Consider the following 16,247-nt stretch of genomic DNA (forward strand, 5'->3'; position numbering starts at 1 on the left):
CCGGCCCTTGGCAACCTGCCAGAGAATCAATCTTCCTGCAGGAGCTTGTTATGCCAACTGACTACCACCACGGCACGCGTGTTACCGAGATAACCGAAGGCAGCCGGGTAATCACAACGGTGTCATCGGCCATTATTGGAATGGTCTGCACCGCTGAAGATGCCGACGAATCGGCGTTTCCGCTCAATAAACCAGTGCTGCTAACCAACGTTAAAAACGCCATCAGTGATGCAGGCGTTAAAGGCACGCTGGCCGCGGCATTAGACGCCATTAGCGACCAAGCCAGCCCCGTCACCGTAGTGGTGCGAGTGGCCGAAGGTGAAAGCGACGATGAAACCACCTCCAACATTATTGGTGGCACAGAGAACGGCCGCTACACCGGCTTGCAAGCACTGCTCACCGCCGAAGCACAATTAGGTGTGAAACCACGCATTTTAGGCGTACCGGGGCTTGATACCCAGCCAGTGGTTAGTGCCATGATCAGCATTGCCCAAACCTTGCGCGCCTTTGCCTACGCCAGTTGCTATGGCATCGAGAACGTCTCAGACGCCATTGATTATCGCAATAACTTTGGGGCGCGCGAGCTCATGCTACTGTGGCCCGATTTTACCGCCTGGGATACCACAACCGATGCCGAAGCCAACGCCAATGCCGTTGCTCGCGCATTAGGGCTGCGCGCCAAAATCGACGAAGAAACTGGCTGGCACAAAACCCTCTCTAACGTTACGGTCAACGGCGTGGATGGCATCAGCAAAGATGTCTATTGGGACTTACAAAGTACCAGCACCGATGCCGACCTACTCAACAAAAACGGCATCACCACATTGATTCGCCGTGATGGCTTTCGCTTTTGGGGCTCGCGCACCTGCGAAGAAGACACCTTCTTTTTTGAAAACTACACCCGCACTGCGCAAATCATCATGGACACAATGGCCGATGCGCACTTTTGGGCGGTAGATAAACCCCTGCATGCCTCCTTGGTGCGCGACATCTTAGAAGGCATCAATGCCAAATTCCGCGAATGGGTGTCGCTTGGCTACCTGTTAGGCGGCAGCGCCTGGTATGACGAAACGCTTAACACCGAAGACACCCTCAAAGCCGGCAAACTGTATATCGATTACGACTACACGCCGGTGCCGCCGCTGGAAAACTTAATGCTGCGCCAGCACATTACCGACACCTATTTAGCTGACTTTGCCAGCCAAATAAACAGCTAAGGAGTCCCCATGGCCCTGCCACGTAAACTAAAAAACTTTAACCTGTTTAACGACGCCAACAGCTACATGGGGATGGTGAAAAGCATCACCCTGCCTAAGCTTGCTATTAAAACCGAGAGCTATCGCGGTGGCGGCATGCCCGGCACCATTGATGTGGATATGGGCCTGTCGGATGATGCCATCACGCTGGAGTGGACCCTTGGCGGTTTTGACACCATTGCCCTTAGCCAGTTTGGCCAAACCAGCGCTGGTGCCGTGCCGCTGCGCTTTAATGGCGCGGTGCAGCGCGATGATACCGGCGAAACCGTAGGCGTTGAGATTAACGTGCGCGGTTTTCATAAAGAAATCGACATGGGCGATGCCAAACCCGGCGACGACACCGAACACAAATACACCACCACTTGCAGCTACTACAAACTAAGCATCGATGGCAGCGACATCATTGAGATAGACCAGGTCAACATGGTTTTTAACGTCAACGGTGAAGACCGCCTTGAAGATATTCGCAGTGCTTTGGGGCTTTAAGCCCCTTTTTTTGATGGAGAACCCCAATGACCGAGCCCAAATTAACCACCGTAACGTTAGATGATCCACTCAGCCGCGGCGAGCAAACCATCACCACGCTGACCTTACGCAAACCCAGTGCCGGCGAACTGCGCGGCTTATCACTGGTCGACGTGATGCAGATGGACGTCAACGCCATGACCAAACTCTTGCCCCGGCTCACTCAACCCACGCTCACCGAAGATGAAGTACGCCGCCTCTCGCCAGCTGATTTAGTGCAACTGGGCACAGAGGTAAACAGTTTTTTAGTACCCAAGCAGTTCATGGACTACCAAACCGAGTAGAAGATGCCATGGCCGATTTAGCCTTGGTGTTTCACTGGGGGCCGAGCGAGTTAAACGCCCTGGCCCTTTGCGATTTAATGAGCTGGCGCGAACAGGCCCGCGCTCGGTGGGAGCAAAACGATGGCCAATGATCTAAAAATTCAGATTATTCTAAAAGCGGTGGATAAAGCCTTAAAGCCGATTCGGGCAATTACCCAAGGCTCTGGCAAACTCTCCAAGCAACTGCAAATCAACCTCAACGCACTCAAAAAGCTCAACACCCAACAGCGCGATGTGCAGGCCTTTCGCCGCCAAAATCAAGCGCTGCAAACCACCCAAAACGAATACCAACAAGCCCGGCAAACGGTCAAACAACTGGGCAAGGCCATGGCCCAAACCGAATCGCCCACGCGCGCCCAAGTGCGCGGGTTTGAGCGCGCCAAACGCGGTGCAAGCCGCTTAAAAGAGCAATACAACCAACAACGCCTTTCACTTGAGCAGATGCGCCGCGGCTTAAACCAATCAGGGCTTGATACCCGCCACTTAAGCCAGCATGAGCGCAGCTTGCGCCGTGATATCGAGCAAACCAACAGCGCCATTAACGCGCAAAAAAATCGCCTGCGCGGGCTTGCTCAGCAGCAAGAAAAAATGAAATTTCTGCGCAACCGTTACCGCCGCAACCAGCGCTTTACCGGCACCATGGCTGCCAATGGCGCGGGCACACTGGCCGCAGGCACCTCCTATTTATTTGCCGGCAAACAACTGCTTAGCCCAGGTGTTGATTTTGCCCAGGCGATGAGCCACGTACAGGCGCTCACTCAACTTTCGGGCAACAGCAAGCAACTCAAAGCGCTGCGCGATCAAGCCCGCGCCCTCGGGGCCAGCACCCAATACACTGCCGTGGATGCTGCCAATGCTCAGGGATTTTTAGCCATGGCGGGCTTTAACCCCAAAGCGATTCGCCAGACCATGCCATCGATGCTCAATCTAGCCAAAGCGGGCAACTTAGATTTAGGCGAAACCGCCGATATCTCCTCCAATATTTTGAGCGGCTTTGGCCTGCAATCGAGTGAAATGACTCGCGTGGCCGATGTGCTCACCAAAACCAGCATCACCAGTAACACCAACTTGCAGATGCTTGGCCAAACCATGAAATTTATGGCACCGGTTGCCAAAGCCGCGGGGATGAGCTTAGAGCAAGCCGCCAGTATGGCCGGGTTATTGGGCAACGTGGGGATTCAAGCCTCGCAAGCGGGGACAACGCTTCGCGCCATGTTGCTGCGGCTTTCATCGCCGACCCAACAAGCGGCTAAGATGATGAAAAAACTCGGTGTGAGCGCAGTCGATGCCAAAGGCAATGTGCGCGCCATTCCTGATGTATTGCAAGATGTGGCCAAAGCCACCGCAAAAATGGGCAACGGCAAACGGCTCAATGTGCTCAAACAGATTTTTGGTGAAGAACCAGCTGCCGGCATGGCCGAACTGCTCGACCAAGCCGGCATTGGCGGGCTTAAAAAATACATCACGCAGGTGAGCAATTATCAGGGAACGGCGGCCAAAGTCGCCCATGTGATGGCCGATAACTTAGGCGGCGATTTAAAAACGCTGGGCAGTGGTTGGCAAGACTTAGGTATCGAGATAGAAACCCAGCAAGATGGGCCGCTGCGCTCACTCGTGCAAAACATCACCAGTATTCTGCACCAAATAAAAGACTGGGTGCACACCAACCCAAAGCTTGCCGCCACACTGTTTAAACTAGCGGGCATTCTCACCACCATTATGGTGGTGGGTGGCGCACTCACGCTGACCCTAGCCAGTTTATTGGGGCCGCTGTTTACCCTGCGCTTTATCGTCAATATTTTAGGGCTGCGGCTCGGCTTTTTAAGCAGTATTTTTAAAGCGCTGGCCCTTCGCGCCCTGCCGATGGTTGGCCAAGCGCTGCTCTGGCTTGGGCGAATTCTACTGGCCAACCCAATTGGCCTTGCCATTACTGCCATTGGCACGGCGGCCTATCTGATTTACCGCTACTGGAGCCCAATTAAACGCTTTTTTAGCCAGCTCTGGAGCGAAATCAAGCAAGACTTTAGCGGCGGCCTCAAAGGCATTTTAAAATTCATTGCCGATTTTAATCCGCTGGCGCTGTTTTACCGCGCCTTTGCGGGAGTGCTCAGTTACTTTGGCATTAAACTGCCCGCCAAAATGACCGACTGCGCCAAGATGGTCATCCAGGGCTTTTTAAATGGCCTCGGATTAGGTGCGATTAAAGATCGCATCATGAGCATTGGCAGCAACGTGATCAGCTGGTTTAAACAAAAACTCGGCATCCACTCACCAAGCCGCGTCTTTGCAGAGCTGGGCGGTTACACCATGGCCGGGCTTGATAACGGCCTGCGCCAAAGCGCCAGAGCGCCGCTTAAAACCATGCGCCAATTAGGCCAGCAGCTGACCCAACAAGGCGCACAGGCGCTGAGCTTTCAATCAGCCAATTTTGACAGCCGCGCGCCGCTGCGCTCAAACAGTTCGCGCCAAGTTTCCCAAACCAACCACTTTAGCGTGACCATTGCCCCCGCTCCGGGCATGGACCCCGCCGCCATTGGCCGCGAAGTACAGCGCCAACTGGCCCAATTTCAGCAGCAATTGGCCGTGAACCAACGCAGCCAACTCAGTGATGAGGACTAACCACCATGATGATGGCCTACGGCAACTTTGTCTTTTCACTCACCACCCTTGCCTACCAAGAACTGCGCCGCCAAACCCAGTGGCGCTTTGGCAAAACGGAGCGCGTTGGCACCAACCCCGCGCGCCAGTTTATCGGCAAAGGTGATGACACCATTCGCTTAACCGGCACCCTGCTGCCCACTTTTAAAGGCAGCGCGACCAGCCTTGATGCCCTCAGAATGATGGGCAACACTGGCAAAGCCTACCCACTGGTTGAAGGCGCGGGCCGCGTGTATGGCATTTTTATTTTAGAGAGCATGGAAGAGAGCAAAAGCATCTTTATCGACAACGGCAGTGCCCGCCATATTGAATTTAATCTGGCATTGCAGCGCATTGATGACGACCGAACCGACCTGCTGGGCGATGTCACCCAAGGCAGCCAACTGTTACCGCTGGTCACTAACTAATGGCGCTCACTAATCCGCAGCCCATCTGCAAACTCACCGTCAATGGCACGGATATGACCAGCACCCTACAGCCGCGTTTGGTCAGTTTATCACTCACCGATAACCGCGATTTAACCGCCGACACTTTAACCGTCACATTAAGCGATGATGACGGCCTGCTGGTATTACCGCCTACCAATGCCGTGCTGCAATTATGGCTGGGTTGGAGCGATAGCGGCCTCACTTACAAAGGCAGTTACACGGTCGATGAAGTCGAACACAGCGGCACACCAGATTTGCTACATATTCGCGCCCGCAGTGCTGACCTTAGCGGGGCATTTAAAACCAAACGCGAGCAAAGCTGGCATGGCGTCACACTTGGCTCGGTCTTATCGGTTATTGCCCAGCGCTATTCGCTCAAACAAGCGATATCGGCCTCACTTGCCAGTATTACCTTGGAACATTTAGACCAAACCCGCGAGAGCGATGCCAACCTGCTCAGCCGCCTTGGTCAACACTATGGCGCAGTGGCCACCATTAAAAACAATCACCTGCTGTTTTTACCCAATGGCCAAAGCCAAAACTTAAGCGGCATTGCCCTGCCAACCATCACGCTCAATCGCCAAGATGGCGACCAACACCGTTACATGTTAGCCAAACGAGGCAGCTACACCGGCGTAAAAGCCTACTATTACCGCACCGACCAGGCAAAACGACTCACCACCATTGCCGGCACGGGCGATGATTACAAAGAGCTGCGCCACAGCTACACCGACCAAGCCAGCGCCTTAGCCGCCGCACGAGCCGAGTGGCAACGGCTCCAGCAAGGCAGTGCCTCACTCACCTTTACTCTCGCCCGTGGCCGCCCCGATTTAATCCCTGAGCAAACCTATCGCATCAACGGCATTAAATTGCAGATAAGTGCCATCATCTGGCTAGGTGGCAACGTGCGCCACCAATTTGGCCCGCAAAGCTACACCACCGAACTATCGCTCACCACCCAGACACCGCAAAACCTCATCGACAGCCACCCGGATACCTTCAGCGGTGTTATGGCTTGGTATTTAGATGCCAATAATCAGCAAAAATCCGTCACCGCCGGCAGCGGCCCGAACTACAAGCATTTAAGTTACCTGTACGCCAGTGAGAACAACGCCAAACGCGCAGCACAAAGGGAATGGGGAAAATTGAAGGGTTAAATTAATGACTGGTATTTTTGTTAAGTGCTGCGAGTTTTAGGCAAACGGCTAGTCGCATACTTTCTTATAGAATTTTCTACGACCTGCAATATATAATTTTATATAAATTTTACGGCCATTTAATGTCTTACTATCCCAGAGAAAATGATCTGGACCATTAAATGAAAGCGTTTTACTAGAATTAGGTAGAATCTGTACATCTGTAGCACATTCTTCGGGAGAAACTATATACTCAAATTTTCTCCTAGGCCATATGCCAGACTTATATACTACAACCCAATATTCCAAAATGACTGGCTTAGAACTTAAATTTCGTATGAAGATTTGATTTCCTAACTCTTCTTCTGAAGTTAAATTTTTCCCAATATCAATACGAAAACGATTGGTCCATAGTTCATAGAGTTTTACGATGGCTAAGAGCGTGGAAAGAAGTGCTCCCCACCATGCTACATAGTCAATATTTTCCATGTAAGTGCTCCGTATTATCGCCTGACGCTTAGCTAAGTTGCAGCTAACGCCACACTGAATTTAAAACGAACTAAAAAAGATTGGGCGTTAGTTGTCAATTTAAGCGGCTCCTTATGTTTAGAAGAGCCCTAGGATAGATTTAATTACAGCACCTATAGACAATAAAATCTTAGATACATCCTCTGTTTTTTCTAATGTTTTAGTAAGTCGTTCATACTTAGTTTTAGCTTCTGAAATTGCTGCTGTAGCAACGGTCTCTGATTGAGAATTCTCAGCACTCTTAAGTGATAAAATTAAATCCTGAACATCTTCTTTAGCATGTGGGGAAATTTTTTCTAATTGTTCAAATAGACCTCTAAGTTCTGCAAACCTCTTGGCATCAACCAAACCTTGAATTCGGCCATCGTTGGTATCACAAGTACAAGGATTTGAGTGACATACTGGACAACCATGATAAAAATAATTAACAATTTCTTGATCTATATTTTTATTTTGATTGCAACAATCCCACGCAGATAATAACCAAGCACATACATCAGCGAATTCCTCTTCAACATTTTCCTTACGTTTTTCATGTATGAGAAATTTACTAATAGCCTCATGAATCTCAGCTACTTCTTCAAACAATTTAGAACAATTAACCCAAGGGCCAGCAAAGTGCCATATTGCATTATTAGCTGGATAAATTTTGCTAATATTTTTTGCGGCAGAACTCAAATCTTTAGTACCAAATCTTTCTTTTACATCAAACTTAGCTTGCAATTCTTCTGCTATTTTATATGCAGGTCTGTATTCTATCGGCTTTTTATTAGTTTTGACACAGCAACAGTTTTCCTCTAGGCAATATGGACAAATTCCTGGGAATTTTTTATAAAAACTATTTTGTAAATTAATATCTAACTTATTCGCTAATGCAAATAACCACGAAAATGCTCGAATAAAATCCTGTATATCAGATCGCTTTTTCAAAATATTTCTAGTTAAATACCCAGTTGTCCTACTTAAGTAACCATAGATATCTTGCCAATCACGCTTATTATTTATCTCACCATAAAGACAACCGAAGTAGGTTTGTAGCTCGTCTATTGATTTAACAGATTTTATTTCCATTCTTTCTATCCTATAAATATAGAGTTTGTATATTATGAACGCTCAAAAACTGCCCACACACTTTTAGCCTAAATTCTGCTTTAGTCTACGCGTCTATCTAGGTGTACAGTGAAAGCTTCAGTTTTCATGAAATCGGCCTCTTTTTTATACAACAACAAATTCTGCAATTTATCATTGATCTATCACAGAAATAACCGAATGTAAGCTCTGCCAATACAACTTAAACGAGCTGTCCAAGAGTTGCCTCTTCTCTAAATTGGGGATCACACATCAGCAAAGGCCGAGGCCACTATGCTCACTCCATTCGGAAAAGAAATGCGCAAAGCGCGTATTGAATTAGAAATGCGACTCAGCCAGTTATCGCTTCGCTCGCACATTCATCCAAAGACCATCAATCTCATCGAAATCAACAAAGCCAAACTTCATAAAAATTATCCTCGGATTCTCATTGAGGCACTTGATGCCCCACCCGAACTTGAGCAACTGCTGCATATCAAAGCAGCGCAGACCTATGGCGTTTTGGAAATTTCAGTACCGGATAATGACTTAGCGCAGCAAGCTGCAGGGCTATTGGCAACGAGATTCCGCTACTGGGATGAAGCGCGCTACAAAACGCTCTTAAACCAATTAACGAAGATTGATGATGAAGAAGAATTATTCGAATAAAGCAAAGGGTGTGGATCGTATCTTTAAGTGGCAGGATAATAATCACATGAGCACATCAGATGAGTAATTGATGCAAAAACAAAACCCAGAAAAGCGGCAACTTTTCTGGGTTTCTGATGATGAGTGTGCAGGGCATCATCAACTTGGAAAAAACATAAATGTTTAATCAATTCACATTCAAGATATTAAACATTGCCTATGTTTTTATCAAGGCGATTTTTCTGCGCCCCACCCGTTTGAGGAGCCCATATGGGAATGTTCAAACGCAATGCTGGCAGTTCGTTAGGTAGATTTCGCTGTATCCACCTAAAACTGAAAGCATTTGGCGCACTGCTCGATATTACAATCGAGTTTAGTCAAGCCGACAAAGCCTAGAGTATTTTCATCAAAGCCACTGCTAGTCAGTGGCTTTTCAGATCAAACAACCGCTTCTAAAAACTTGCTCATTCATCTTTCGAGAGAGATGATAAGTCTCAATCGATTAACGAGATATAAACTGGATTCATTAGATTGGTGCTAACAAGGTTAATTTTATGTCAGATGAGAATGATGGTATTTTGCTAAAAGGATTTGGGTTTTCTGGATATCGTAGCTTCGGAGATGAATTAACAAAAATAGCTCCACTTCAAAAAATAAATTTAATCATTGGGCAAAATAATGTTGGAAAATCTAATATAATCAGATTTTTAAAGGAACAGTATGAGTTTTTTGTCTCCAGAGCAAGACATCCAAATGGAAGCGAACCCAATAGTTTTCCTTTTAAATATATAGATAAGCACTTCTCAAAAGTTAATGCTAGTCAAAGAATTTCATTTCCTATCTTAGATGAAGATTTGAATCAATATATAGAACATATATTGTATAGGAAAAATTCTCATAAAATTATCATATCTAATATTCATAAAATAATAAATCATCTATTCACAGATAGTGATGAGGTTTGGTTTACATATAAATCGAATATTACAAATGGAGGTTTTTTATTAGATATAAATAATAATGTAGTTCCGTCTATATTAACGACCCAGGAATGGTTTCATTTATGGCAAGCATTAACGAATGGAAGCGGAGCAGAAGTAAACACTTGGATTAATGACAGCATAGAAAAGATAAAATATTTACCCTCCCAACCACTAAAAATAGAAGTCATTCCAGCCATACGAAAAATCGGTGAAGCTAAAAGTATTGCTAATGATTTTAGTGGCGAAGGGATCATTGAGAGATTGGCTCAAATTCAAAATCCACCTCTTGAAGAACAAGAAAAAAAAATAAAATTTGATGCAATTAATCGGTTTGTTCAAAAAGTTCTAGAAAACGATAATGCCGTGATTGAAGTACCGTATGAACGAGATATGATTCTCGTTCATACGGAGGATAAAACTCTTCCCCTAGAATCTTTAGGTACTGGTGTTCATGAGGTCATTATCCTTGCGGCCGCTGCCACATTATTAGAAAAAACAATTATTTGTATTGAAGAACCAGAGCTTCATCTGCATCCATCCCTTCAACGAAAATTAATCAAGTACCTTTCAGAACATACAAATAATCAATACTTTTTCACTACCCATTCAGCTCACCTGCTGGATGCCGCCGAAGCAACTATATTTCATGTAACTCAAGTCGATGGTGAGTCTCATGTTGAATCGGTTATCAATACAAAAGAAAGATCGGCAATATGTACTGATTTAGGCTATAAAGCGTCAGATCTTCTTCAAGCAAACTGCATCATCTGGGTTGAAGGCCCATCAGATCGAATCTATCTCAACTATTGGATTTCTGCTAAAAATCCCAATTTTATAGAAGGAGTTCATTATTCGATTATGTTTTATGGAGGTCGGTTAGCAAATCATTTAACTGCATTAGATAGTGACCAAGCTGACAAATTAATCTCTCTTAGAAAACTGAATCGAAATTCAGTCATTCTAATAGATAGTGATAAAGATAAGCTTAGCAAACACTTAAATGCCACTAAAACTCGGTTAAAAAATGAATTCAATGAAGGGCGAGGTTTTGCCTGGATAACACAAGGTCGTGAAATAGAAAACTATCTTGATGACGACAAAGTCGAAGATGCTGTGGTTAATGTTGTAAAATCAGCGACAAAAATTTTACATAAAGGACAATGGGCAAATCTATTAAAATATAAAAAAACTTCAAAAGGAGATATCCAAGCAAACAAAGTTGATGTTGCTCGATATTACACTGAAAATAATCCTGCTAAATTTAATATTCTAAATTTGGATAAGAAAATTATAGAATTGTGTGCTTTTATCGCTGAAGTGAATAGAAATTAGATTTCTATAGCTGAGAATAAGCCAAATGCGGGCACAGCCCGCTACTTCCCTTCTATCTCATTCAATCGTTGTTCAAGATTTTTCACGCGCTTGCGATGCAGTGCATCGGCATGAATGGCTTGGCGGTCGGCTTCGTCTAACTCTCGGTAGGTTTCCAAAAGCACGCGTTCTTGGTCGGTTTGGGTGCAGAGTTGCCGGATGCGTTTAACCGAGCCTTCGCCTGTTAATAGCCAGTCCACTGAAACCTCATTCTGTTCAGCGACGTCAACACACAATGAGTAAGGCACTGAGTTACGCGAAACCCAGTTGCCTAATGTCGAACGGTTCACGCCCAAGGCTTTACATAGCTGATTATTGTTAGAAACTTTTAGAATAATCTGCAGGCGTTCTATAACACTGCGAATATCTTTGTTACTCAAAATGAATCAATCCTAGTTAGAATTTCACGTTCTGAGAAAGCTTATCCTAATCTAAAAATCATAATCATGATCTAAGTAAAGCTAGGCAGTTACTTGCCCTTCATTTGATAAAGCTGTTGTTCAAGTTCTGTCATTCGTTTAAAACGCCGAGCAACAGATTGCACATCGTGTTGATCTGCTTTATCCAGCTTCCGATACAACTCAATCAGCTCTTTTTCATCAGCTGAAAGCTCGGTTAATGGCTTTTTAAACGCGATACTCATTTCATTGAGATCTGCTTTTTCTGAATCTGCATATTGCGGTAATAATTCAGCTGTAATTTCTGGTGAGCGACGAACAGGACCCAACCCAGTTAACAACCAATCTAACGAGATTCCCGTCCTCACGGCGATGTCTACGCAATTTGAATACGGCACTTTATTTCGAGAACGCCAACCACTCACCGCTTGGGGGCTACAACCCAGCGCACTAGCGAGTTCATGACTTGTTTTTGTCCCTAATACCGAGGACAGACGGTCCAGCACATCCACTGCTGACATATAAACAAATTTAGTACTATCCATTGACATACGAGTTTCGAGGATCTATTTTATATTCAAATTGAGTACAGTTTATCCCATAACAGGCATCACAACTATGACCAAGCAAGAGATTTACCAACGTTTACTAATGCGTGGTCTGAACTTTCGCCAGTTTGCACTGAATCACCACTACCCACCACGTCAGGTGTTGTTTGCTGTGGACCGTTGGGCGGGGCGAAATCAGCTGCCGCACGGACGCCAGACCTTTCATATTTTAGTCGACCTTTCTAAAACCATCGATGCCGAGATTATTCCCGGATTGTTCAAGGAGGTATAGATGTTGTCACTCGCACTATCTCAGGCGCTGAAGTCGCAAACGCCCCATGTGGAGAAACTCATAAAAAAAGAGCCAATGCTGCAACATTGGCTCGATGAAGCTCAACGCGCTTATTGCTCTGCCCCGATGCAATATCAAAACCGTTTAGGCCGCGTCATTGGCTTTTTGACCGCACAGCAACAGCAGTTACCGAAAATGCAGGCGCACATTGTTCATTTTGAAACCGCTCAGCTGCGCACGATCCTCTCCGAGGTTAGTGCACAATCGCGCGCTTTGGGAGCAGAACATGGTTGATGACATTCTGGAAACTCGCCGCGCGGTGATGAGTGCGATTATTCGCGCTTATCCCGGTGGCCGAGCGTGCGCCGCTGCGCGTTTGGGTATTTCGCTCAAGCGCCTCGATAACCAGATTTATGGCAACCGTGGTGCTGCCCCTTTAAGTGACGACCAGCTCTACCAACTCGAACAAGACACCGGCACTCGGTATCTGGCCGATTACATCACCCACCTTTATGGCGGTGTGTTTGTGAAGTTACCCGCGAACGATGCTGAATCGCTCGACTTATACGCCAACTCGCTTAATACCAGCGCGCATCGCGGCAAGGTCGATGAACTCATTCATGCAGCATTAGATGATGGCGTGATTGACAGCGCTGAAGCGCAAGCCATCCAAGCGGCCCATATTCGCCATTTAGTCGCCCGTGAAGAAGAAGTACGAGCAGTGATCTTGTTACATCAACGGAGAGTATTATGAGTGTTTATCGTTTTGTTTGCCCCCATTGCCATAAAACCATGCGCGTTCGCACCAGCGAAGGGATGAGCGAGTTAGTGCGCACCATGTATCTGCAGTGTACCAATGAGGCCTGCGGCGCAACGTATCGGGCAATTGTTGAAATTACCCATCAGCTTAGCCCTTCTGGTACGCCCAACCCTGAGATTTTACTGCCAGCGGCCAATGATAATATTCGCCGTGAAGCGATGCAGGATGACACCTCAACCACCGTGAGTATGGAGGTGCACTGTGCGTGATTACGAACAAACCTTGCAAGAAGCAGCCCTTAATTTTATGTGCCGGCATCAGGGTGAATACCTGAACGAAGACACATTGCTCTTTCAAAGCACGGTGATGTTTTTACGCAATGCCCTAAGCGCCGAACGCGAGCTGGCCAACCGCATTGTGGGCCGCGCTTATGGGGAATATACCAACCGCGGCCAAAAAGCCGGTTACTGGTTGGATATGTCGAGCTCCACCGCGAACGTGGCCATTATTGTTGGCCCCGATGGGGTGAGCCATGCCATTGCGCTGCCTTTAATTGTGCGCCAACTGATTGAATCGCCCAAACGGCGGCGACTGTTCGCCGTAAAATAAGGGGGCGATATGGCAAATTTAACCACCAATCGGGCACCGATGGATGCCCGGTTGCGGGACGATATACTCACGCGTTTGACCCGCGACTACAACCTGCGCCCTACCAGTGGCGATAGTAACTGGTTACGTCGCGGTATTTGCCCAGCCTGCGGCAAGCCTGAGTTATACGTAAATGCGCAGTCGCCTTGGGTCATCACCTGTGGGCGTGAGGTTAAATGTGGCCAAAGCTGGCATGTTCGTGAACTCTACCCTGACCTGTTTGAAGACTGGACGCAGCGCGCACCTGCCACCAAAGCAGACCCAACCGCACCCGCAAAAGCCTATTTAAGCCAGGCGCGCGGGTTTAACTTGGCGATTCTTGCCAATACTTGGGTGCAAGAAACCTACTGGAATTTTGAACTGGGCCAAGGCTCAACCACGGTTCGCTTTAAACTGGCCAATGGTATTTGGTGGGAGCGGTTAATCGATCACCCTGCTCGCTTTGGCAAGATGAAAGCGCGCTTTACCCCGGGTAAATCCACCAAAGGGCTGGTGTGGCATCTGCCGATTCAAAACTGGTCAGCGGTGGATACCATCTGGTTGGTAGAAGGGATTTTTGATGCGATTGCGCTGGCTCACCACGGCATTACAGCGGTGAGTTTGATGAGCTGCAATAACTTTCCATTTCAATGGTTAGAACAGCTGCGCATGCGCTATAGCGAAGCAACCAAGCCGAAACCAACGCTGGTTTGGGCGCTCGATGCGGATGCCAGCCGTTATACCGAAAAATGGGCGCGTCAGGCGCAGCAATTAGGTTTTGGTTCGTTGGCGGCGGTTCCTCCGGTGATCGGGCAGCGAAAAACCGACTGGAATGACCTGCACCTGCGTTTAATTGGTCAACCGGCTGACATCGCCGAAGCCAGCTTTACCAAGGAGCTTGCGCAGTCATTGTATCGCGGCAGTTTGTTACTGGCAGAAACGCCCGCGAAAAAAGCAGCGTTAATGTTTCGCCATAGCCCGCAGCAGTTGGAGTTTCCGTTTGTGTTTCATAATCGCCTGTATTGGTGGAAGTTAGACGCCGAACAGATGAGCCGCAATACGGGGATTGAACAGCAGCAACTCGATACCTTTGATGATGCGCTTGATGTTACCGAACTGCAGCAATATGCCAAGGTGACACAAATTGCCAACTGTTATCCGCATGCGTTGTATTTTCAGCGCGAGCCGCACACCCAAGAAACCTGGTATTACTACCAAATTGACTTTCCGCATGATGGTGCGCCGGTACAAACTACGCTCACGGGTGCGCAGTTGGCGGCTGCACCGGAGTTTAAAAAGCGGGTATTAAGTGCCGCCAGCGGTGCGCTATTTACCGGTTCCAGCAAGCAACTCGACCGTTTAATCGAGCAGCAATTATTTGCCCTGCGCACAGTCGATACCGTGGATTTTTTAGGGTATTCCCGCGAGCATCAGGCTTATTTATTGGGCGACTATGCGGTGCACCAGGGCCAGTTAATTCATGTGAACCCAGAGGATTACTTTGAGATTGGCCGCGAACGGATTAAAACTACGCAAAAATCGGTGCGCTTGACGCTTAATACCAAGGGCGATGATTACGTGGATAACTGGTTGGGCGACCTTTGGCGCTGCTTTGGCACGCATGGGGTGATAGCACTAACATTTTGGTTTGGCAGTTTGTTTGCCGAGCAGATTCGCAGCCGTTATAAAAGTTACCCATTTTTAGAGCTCACAGGTGAGGCTGGCGCGGGTAAATCCACACTCATTCAATTTTTATGGAAGCTGTTTGGCCGTGATTACGAAGGCTTTGACCCATCAAAATCAAGCCCAGCAGGACGCGCGCGCCATATGGGGCAGATTGCCTCGATGCCGATTGTACTCATTGAAGGCGACCGTAACGAACCCGATCGCAACCACGCCCGCGCGTTTGATTGGGATGAGTTAAAAGATTTCTTTGGCGGTGGCACGCTGCGAACACGCGGGGTAAAAACCGCGGGCAACGAAACCTATGAGCCACCCTTTCGCGGGACCATTTGCATTAGCCAGAACGCACCGGTAAATGCCAGCGAAGCCATCCTCACCCGAATTATTAAAATGCACTTTACGCGCCCCAATGTCACCCAAGACAGCCGCGCCAGTGCCGACCGCTTAAATTTATTAGACGTTGAACAGCTCAGTTATTTTTTACTTAAAGCCTGCCGCGCTGAAAAGCAGGTGATGGAATGTTTAAAAGAACGGCTCGCCATTTACGAGGCCAAATTACGCGACAGCGGCACCATTCGCATTGAGCGCATCATTAAAAATCACGCCCAGTTAATGGCGCTAGTCGATGCCTTAACTTTGGTGGTTGATTTGCCCGCACAGCAACACCAGCAAACCTTGCAAGCCATTGAGGATGCCGCCCAAGACCGCCAGCAGGCGATTAGTGCCGACCATCCGCTGGTTGCTGAGTTTTGGGAAGTGTACGACTACCTTTCAACCCTTGGCCCAACGCTGCAACTTAACCATTCGGGCGATTCACACGTGATCGCCATTAACCTGAACCATTTTTATGAGCTGGCGGCCGACCATCGCCAGAACTTACCAGAGCTAAAACTGCTACGCACATTGTTAAAAGATTCGCGTAGCCACCCTTTCGTGGAGGCGAACCGTTCGGTGTACAGCGCGATTCGCAGCCGCACTGTGAAATGTTGGATTTTTCGTCGTTAGGAGCACGGAA

At 47.6% G+C, this 16,247-nt stretch carries 20 protein-coding genes; 16 read left to right on the forward strand and 4 right to left on the reverse strand.

What is annotated here, in order from left to right; translation table 11 throughout:
• Positions 1-50 precede the first annotated feature (50 nt).
• From ABTQ23_RS08705 to ABTQ23_RS08735, 7 genes are read left to right on the forward strand one after another with little or no spacing between them, the layout of a single operon-like run.
• Complete coding sequence (locus ABTQ23_RS08705) at positions 51-1,217, forward strand: phage tail sheath protein (protein ID WP_408615316.1); 1,167 nt, start codon at positions 51-53, stop codon at positions 1,215-1,217.
• Between the two features lie 9 nt (positions 1,218-1,226).
• Positions 1,227-1,742 carry a phage major tail tube protein gene (locus ABTQ23_RS08710; protein ID WP_408615317.1) on the forward strand — a complete coding sequence of 172 codons (516 nt, stop codon included), beginning with the start codon at positions 1,227-1,229 and terminating at the stop codon, positions 1,740-1,742.
• Between the two features lie 26 nt (positions 1,743-1,768).
• A complete protein-coding gene (locus tag ABTQ23_RS08715; RefSeq protein WP_408615318.1) occupies positions 1,769-2,065 on the forward strand; it encodes a phage tail assembly protein in 297 nt (98 codons plus the stop codon).
• Positions 2,066-2,073: 8 nt separating this feature from the next.
• Positions 2,074-2,196, forward strand: coding sequence for a GpE family phage tail protein (locus tag ABTQ23_RS08720; protein ID WP_408615319.1), 123 nt, complete (start codon positions 2,074-2,076; stop codon positions 2,194-2,196).
• The gene (locus tag ABTQ23_RS08725; RefSeq protein ID WP_408615320.1) at positions 2,186-4,723 is read left to right on the forward strand and encodes a phage tail tape measure protein; all 2,538 of its coding nucleotides are present in this window, start codon (positions 2,186-2,188) and stop codon (positions 4,721-4,723) included. The genes ABTQ23_RS08720 and ABTQ23_RS08725 overlap by 11 nt, the downstream gene beginning before the upstream one ends.
• 5 nt (positions 4,724-4,728) lie before the next feature.
• Positions 4,729-5,169, forward strand: a complete 441-nt coding sequence (locus ABTQ23_RS08730; RefSeq protein ID WP_408615321.1) for a phage tail protein — start codon at positions 4,729-4,731, stop codon at positions 5,167-5,169.
• Positions 5,169-6,347 carry a contractile injection system protein, VgrG/Pvc8 family gene (locus tag ABTQ23_RS08735; protein ID WP_408615322.1) on the forward strand — a complete coding sequence of 393 codons (1,179 nt, stop codon included), beginning with the start codon at positions 5,169-5,171 and terminating at the stop codon, positions 6,345-6,347. The genes ABTQ23_RS08730 and ABTQ23_RS08735 overlap by 1 nt, the downstream gene beginning before the upstream one ends.
• A gap of 48 nt (positions 6,348-6,395) precedes the next feature.
• On the opposite strand, the gene ABTQ23_RS08740 is transcribed toward ABTQ23_RS08735, so the two are convergent.
• Together ABTQ23_RS08740 and ABTQ23_RS08745 are read right to left on the reverse strand one after the other, a co-directional pair.
• Positions 6,396-6,815 carry a hypothetical protein gene (locus ABTQ23_RS08740; RefSeq protein ID WP_408615323.1) on the reverse strand — a complete coding sequence of 140 codons (420 nt, stop codon included), beginning with the start codon at positions 6,813-6,815 and terminating at the stop codon, positions 6,396-6,398.
• Between the two features lie 117 nt (positions 6,816-6,932).
• A complete protein-coding gene (locus ABTQ23_RS08745) occupies positions 6,933-7,925 on the reverse strand; it encodes a nucleoside triphosphate pyrophosphohydrolase family protein (protein WP_408615324.1) in 993 nt (330 codons plus the stop codon).
• A gap of 291 nt (positions 7,926-8,216) precedes the next feature.
• On the opposite strand from ABTQ23_RS08745, the gene ABTQ23_RS08750 reads away from it, so the two are divergent.
• The 3 genes from ABTQ23_RS08750 (at position 8,217) to ABTQ23_RS08760 (ending at position 10,885) form a co-directional block, all read left to right on the forward strand.
• Positions 8,217-8,591, forward strand: coding sequence for a hypothetical protein (locus ABTQ23_RS08750; protein WP_408615325.1), 375 nt, complete (start codon positions 8,217-8,219; stop codon positions 8,589-8,591).
• Between the two features lie 249 nt (positions 8,592-8,840).
• Positions 8,841-8,966, forward strand: a complete 126-nt coding sequence (locus ABTQ23_RS08755) for a hypothetical protein (protein WP_408615326.1) — start codon at positions 8,841-8,843, stop codon at positions 8,964-8,966.
• A 158-nt stretch (positions 8,967-9,124) separates the two neighbouring features.
• Positions 9,125-10,885 (forward strand): AAA family ATPase, encoded by a 1,761-nt coding sequence (locus ABTQ23_RS08760; RefSeq protein ID WP_408615327.1) that lies wholly within the window; start codon positions 9,125-9,127, stop codon positions 10,883-10,885.
• Between the two features lie 41 nt (positions 10,886-10,926).
• Here ABTQ23_RS08760 and ABTQ23_RS08765 read toward each other — a convergent pair whose 3' ends face one another.
• On the reverse strand, positions 10,927-11,304 hold the full coding sequence (locus tag ABTQ23_RS08765) for a helix-turn-helix domain-containing protein (protein WP_408615328.1): 378 nt from the start codon (positions 11,302-11,304) through the stop codon (positions 10,927-10,929).
• 89 nt (positions 11,305-11,393) lie between these two features.
• Entirely contained in the window at positions 11,394-11,867 is a 474-nt protein-coding gene (locus tag ABTQ23_RS08770; RefSeq protein ID WP_408615329.1) for a helix-turn-helix domain-containing protein, read from the reverse strand.
• A gap of 73 nt (positions 11,868-11,940) precedes the next feature.
• Between ABTQ23_RS08770 and ABTQ23_RS08775 the strand changes: the two genes are divergently transcribed.
• The 6 genes from ABTQ23_RS08775 to ABTQ23_RS08800 are packed head-to-tail and all read left to right on the forward strand — an operon-like array spanning position 11,941 to position 16,237.
• Positions 11,941-12,162, forward strand: a complete 222-nt coding sequence (locus ABTQ23_RS08775) for a hypothetical protein (RefSeq protein ID WP_408615330.1) — start codon at positions 11,941-11,943, stop codon at positions 12,160-12,162.
• On the forward strand, positions 12,163-12,456 hold the full coding sequence (locus ABTQ23_RS08780; RefSeq protein WP_408615331.1) for a hypothetical protein: 294 nt from the start codon (positions 12,163-12,165) through the stop codon (positions 12,454-12,456). It abuts the gene before it with no gap.
• Complete coding sequence (locus ABTQ23_RS08785; protein ID WP_408615332.1) at positions 12,449-12,916, forward strand: YmfL family putative regulatory protein; 468 nt, start codon at positions 12,449-12,451, stop codon at positions 12,914-12,916. The genes ABTQ23_RS08780 and ABTQ23_RS08785 overlap by 8 nt, the downstream gene beginning before the upstream one ends.
• Positions 12,913-13,191, forward strand: a complete 279-nt coding sequence (locus tag ABTQ23_RS08790) for an Ogr/Delta-like zinc finger protein (protein ID WP_408615333.1) — start codon at positions 12,913-12,915, stop codon at positions 13,189-13,191. Before ABTQ23_RS08785 ends, ABTQ23_RS08790 begins: the two co-directional genes overlap by 4 nt.
• Positions 13,184-13,531 carry a hypothetical protein gene (locus tag ABTQ23_RS08795; RefSeq protein WP_408615334.1) on the forward strand — a complete coding sequence of 116 codons (348 nt, stop codon included), beginning with the start codon at positions 13,184-13,186 and terminating at the stop codon, positions 13,529-13,531. Before ABTQ23_RS08790 ends, ABTQ23_RS08795 begins: the two co-directional genes overlap by 8 nt.
• 39 nt (positions 13,532-13,570) lie before the next feature.
• Complete coding sequence (locus tag ABTQ23_RS08800; protein ID WP_408615523.1) at positions 13,571-16,237, forward strand: toprim domain-containing protein; 2,667 nt, start codon at positions 13,571-13,573, stop codon at positions 16,235-16,237.
• Positions 16,238-16,247: the final 10 nt, after the last annotated feature.

Origin of the sequence: Celerinatantimonas sediminis (assembly GCF_046054195.1) — a bacterium.
Taxonomy (GTDB): domain Bacteria; phylum Pseudomonadota; class Gammaproteobacteria; order Enterobacterales; family Celerinatantimonadaceae; genus Celerinatantimonas.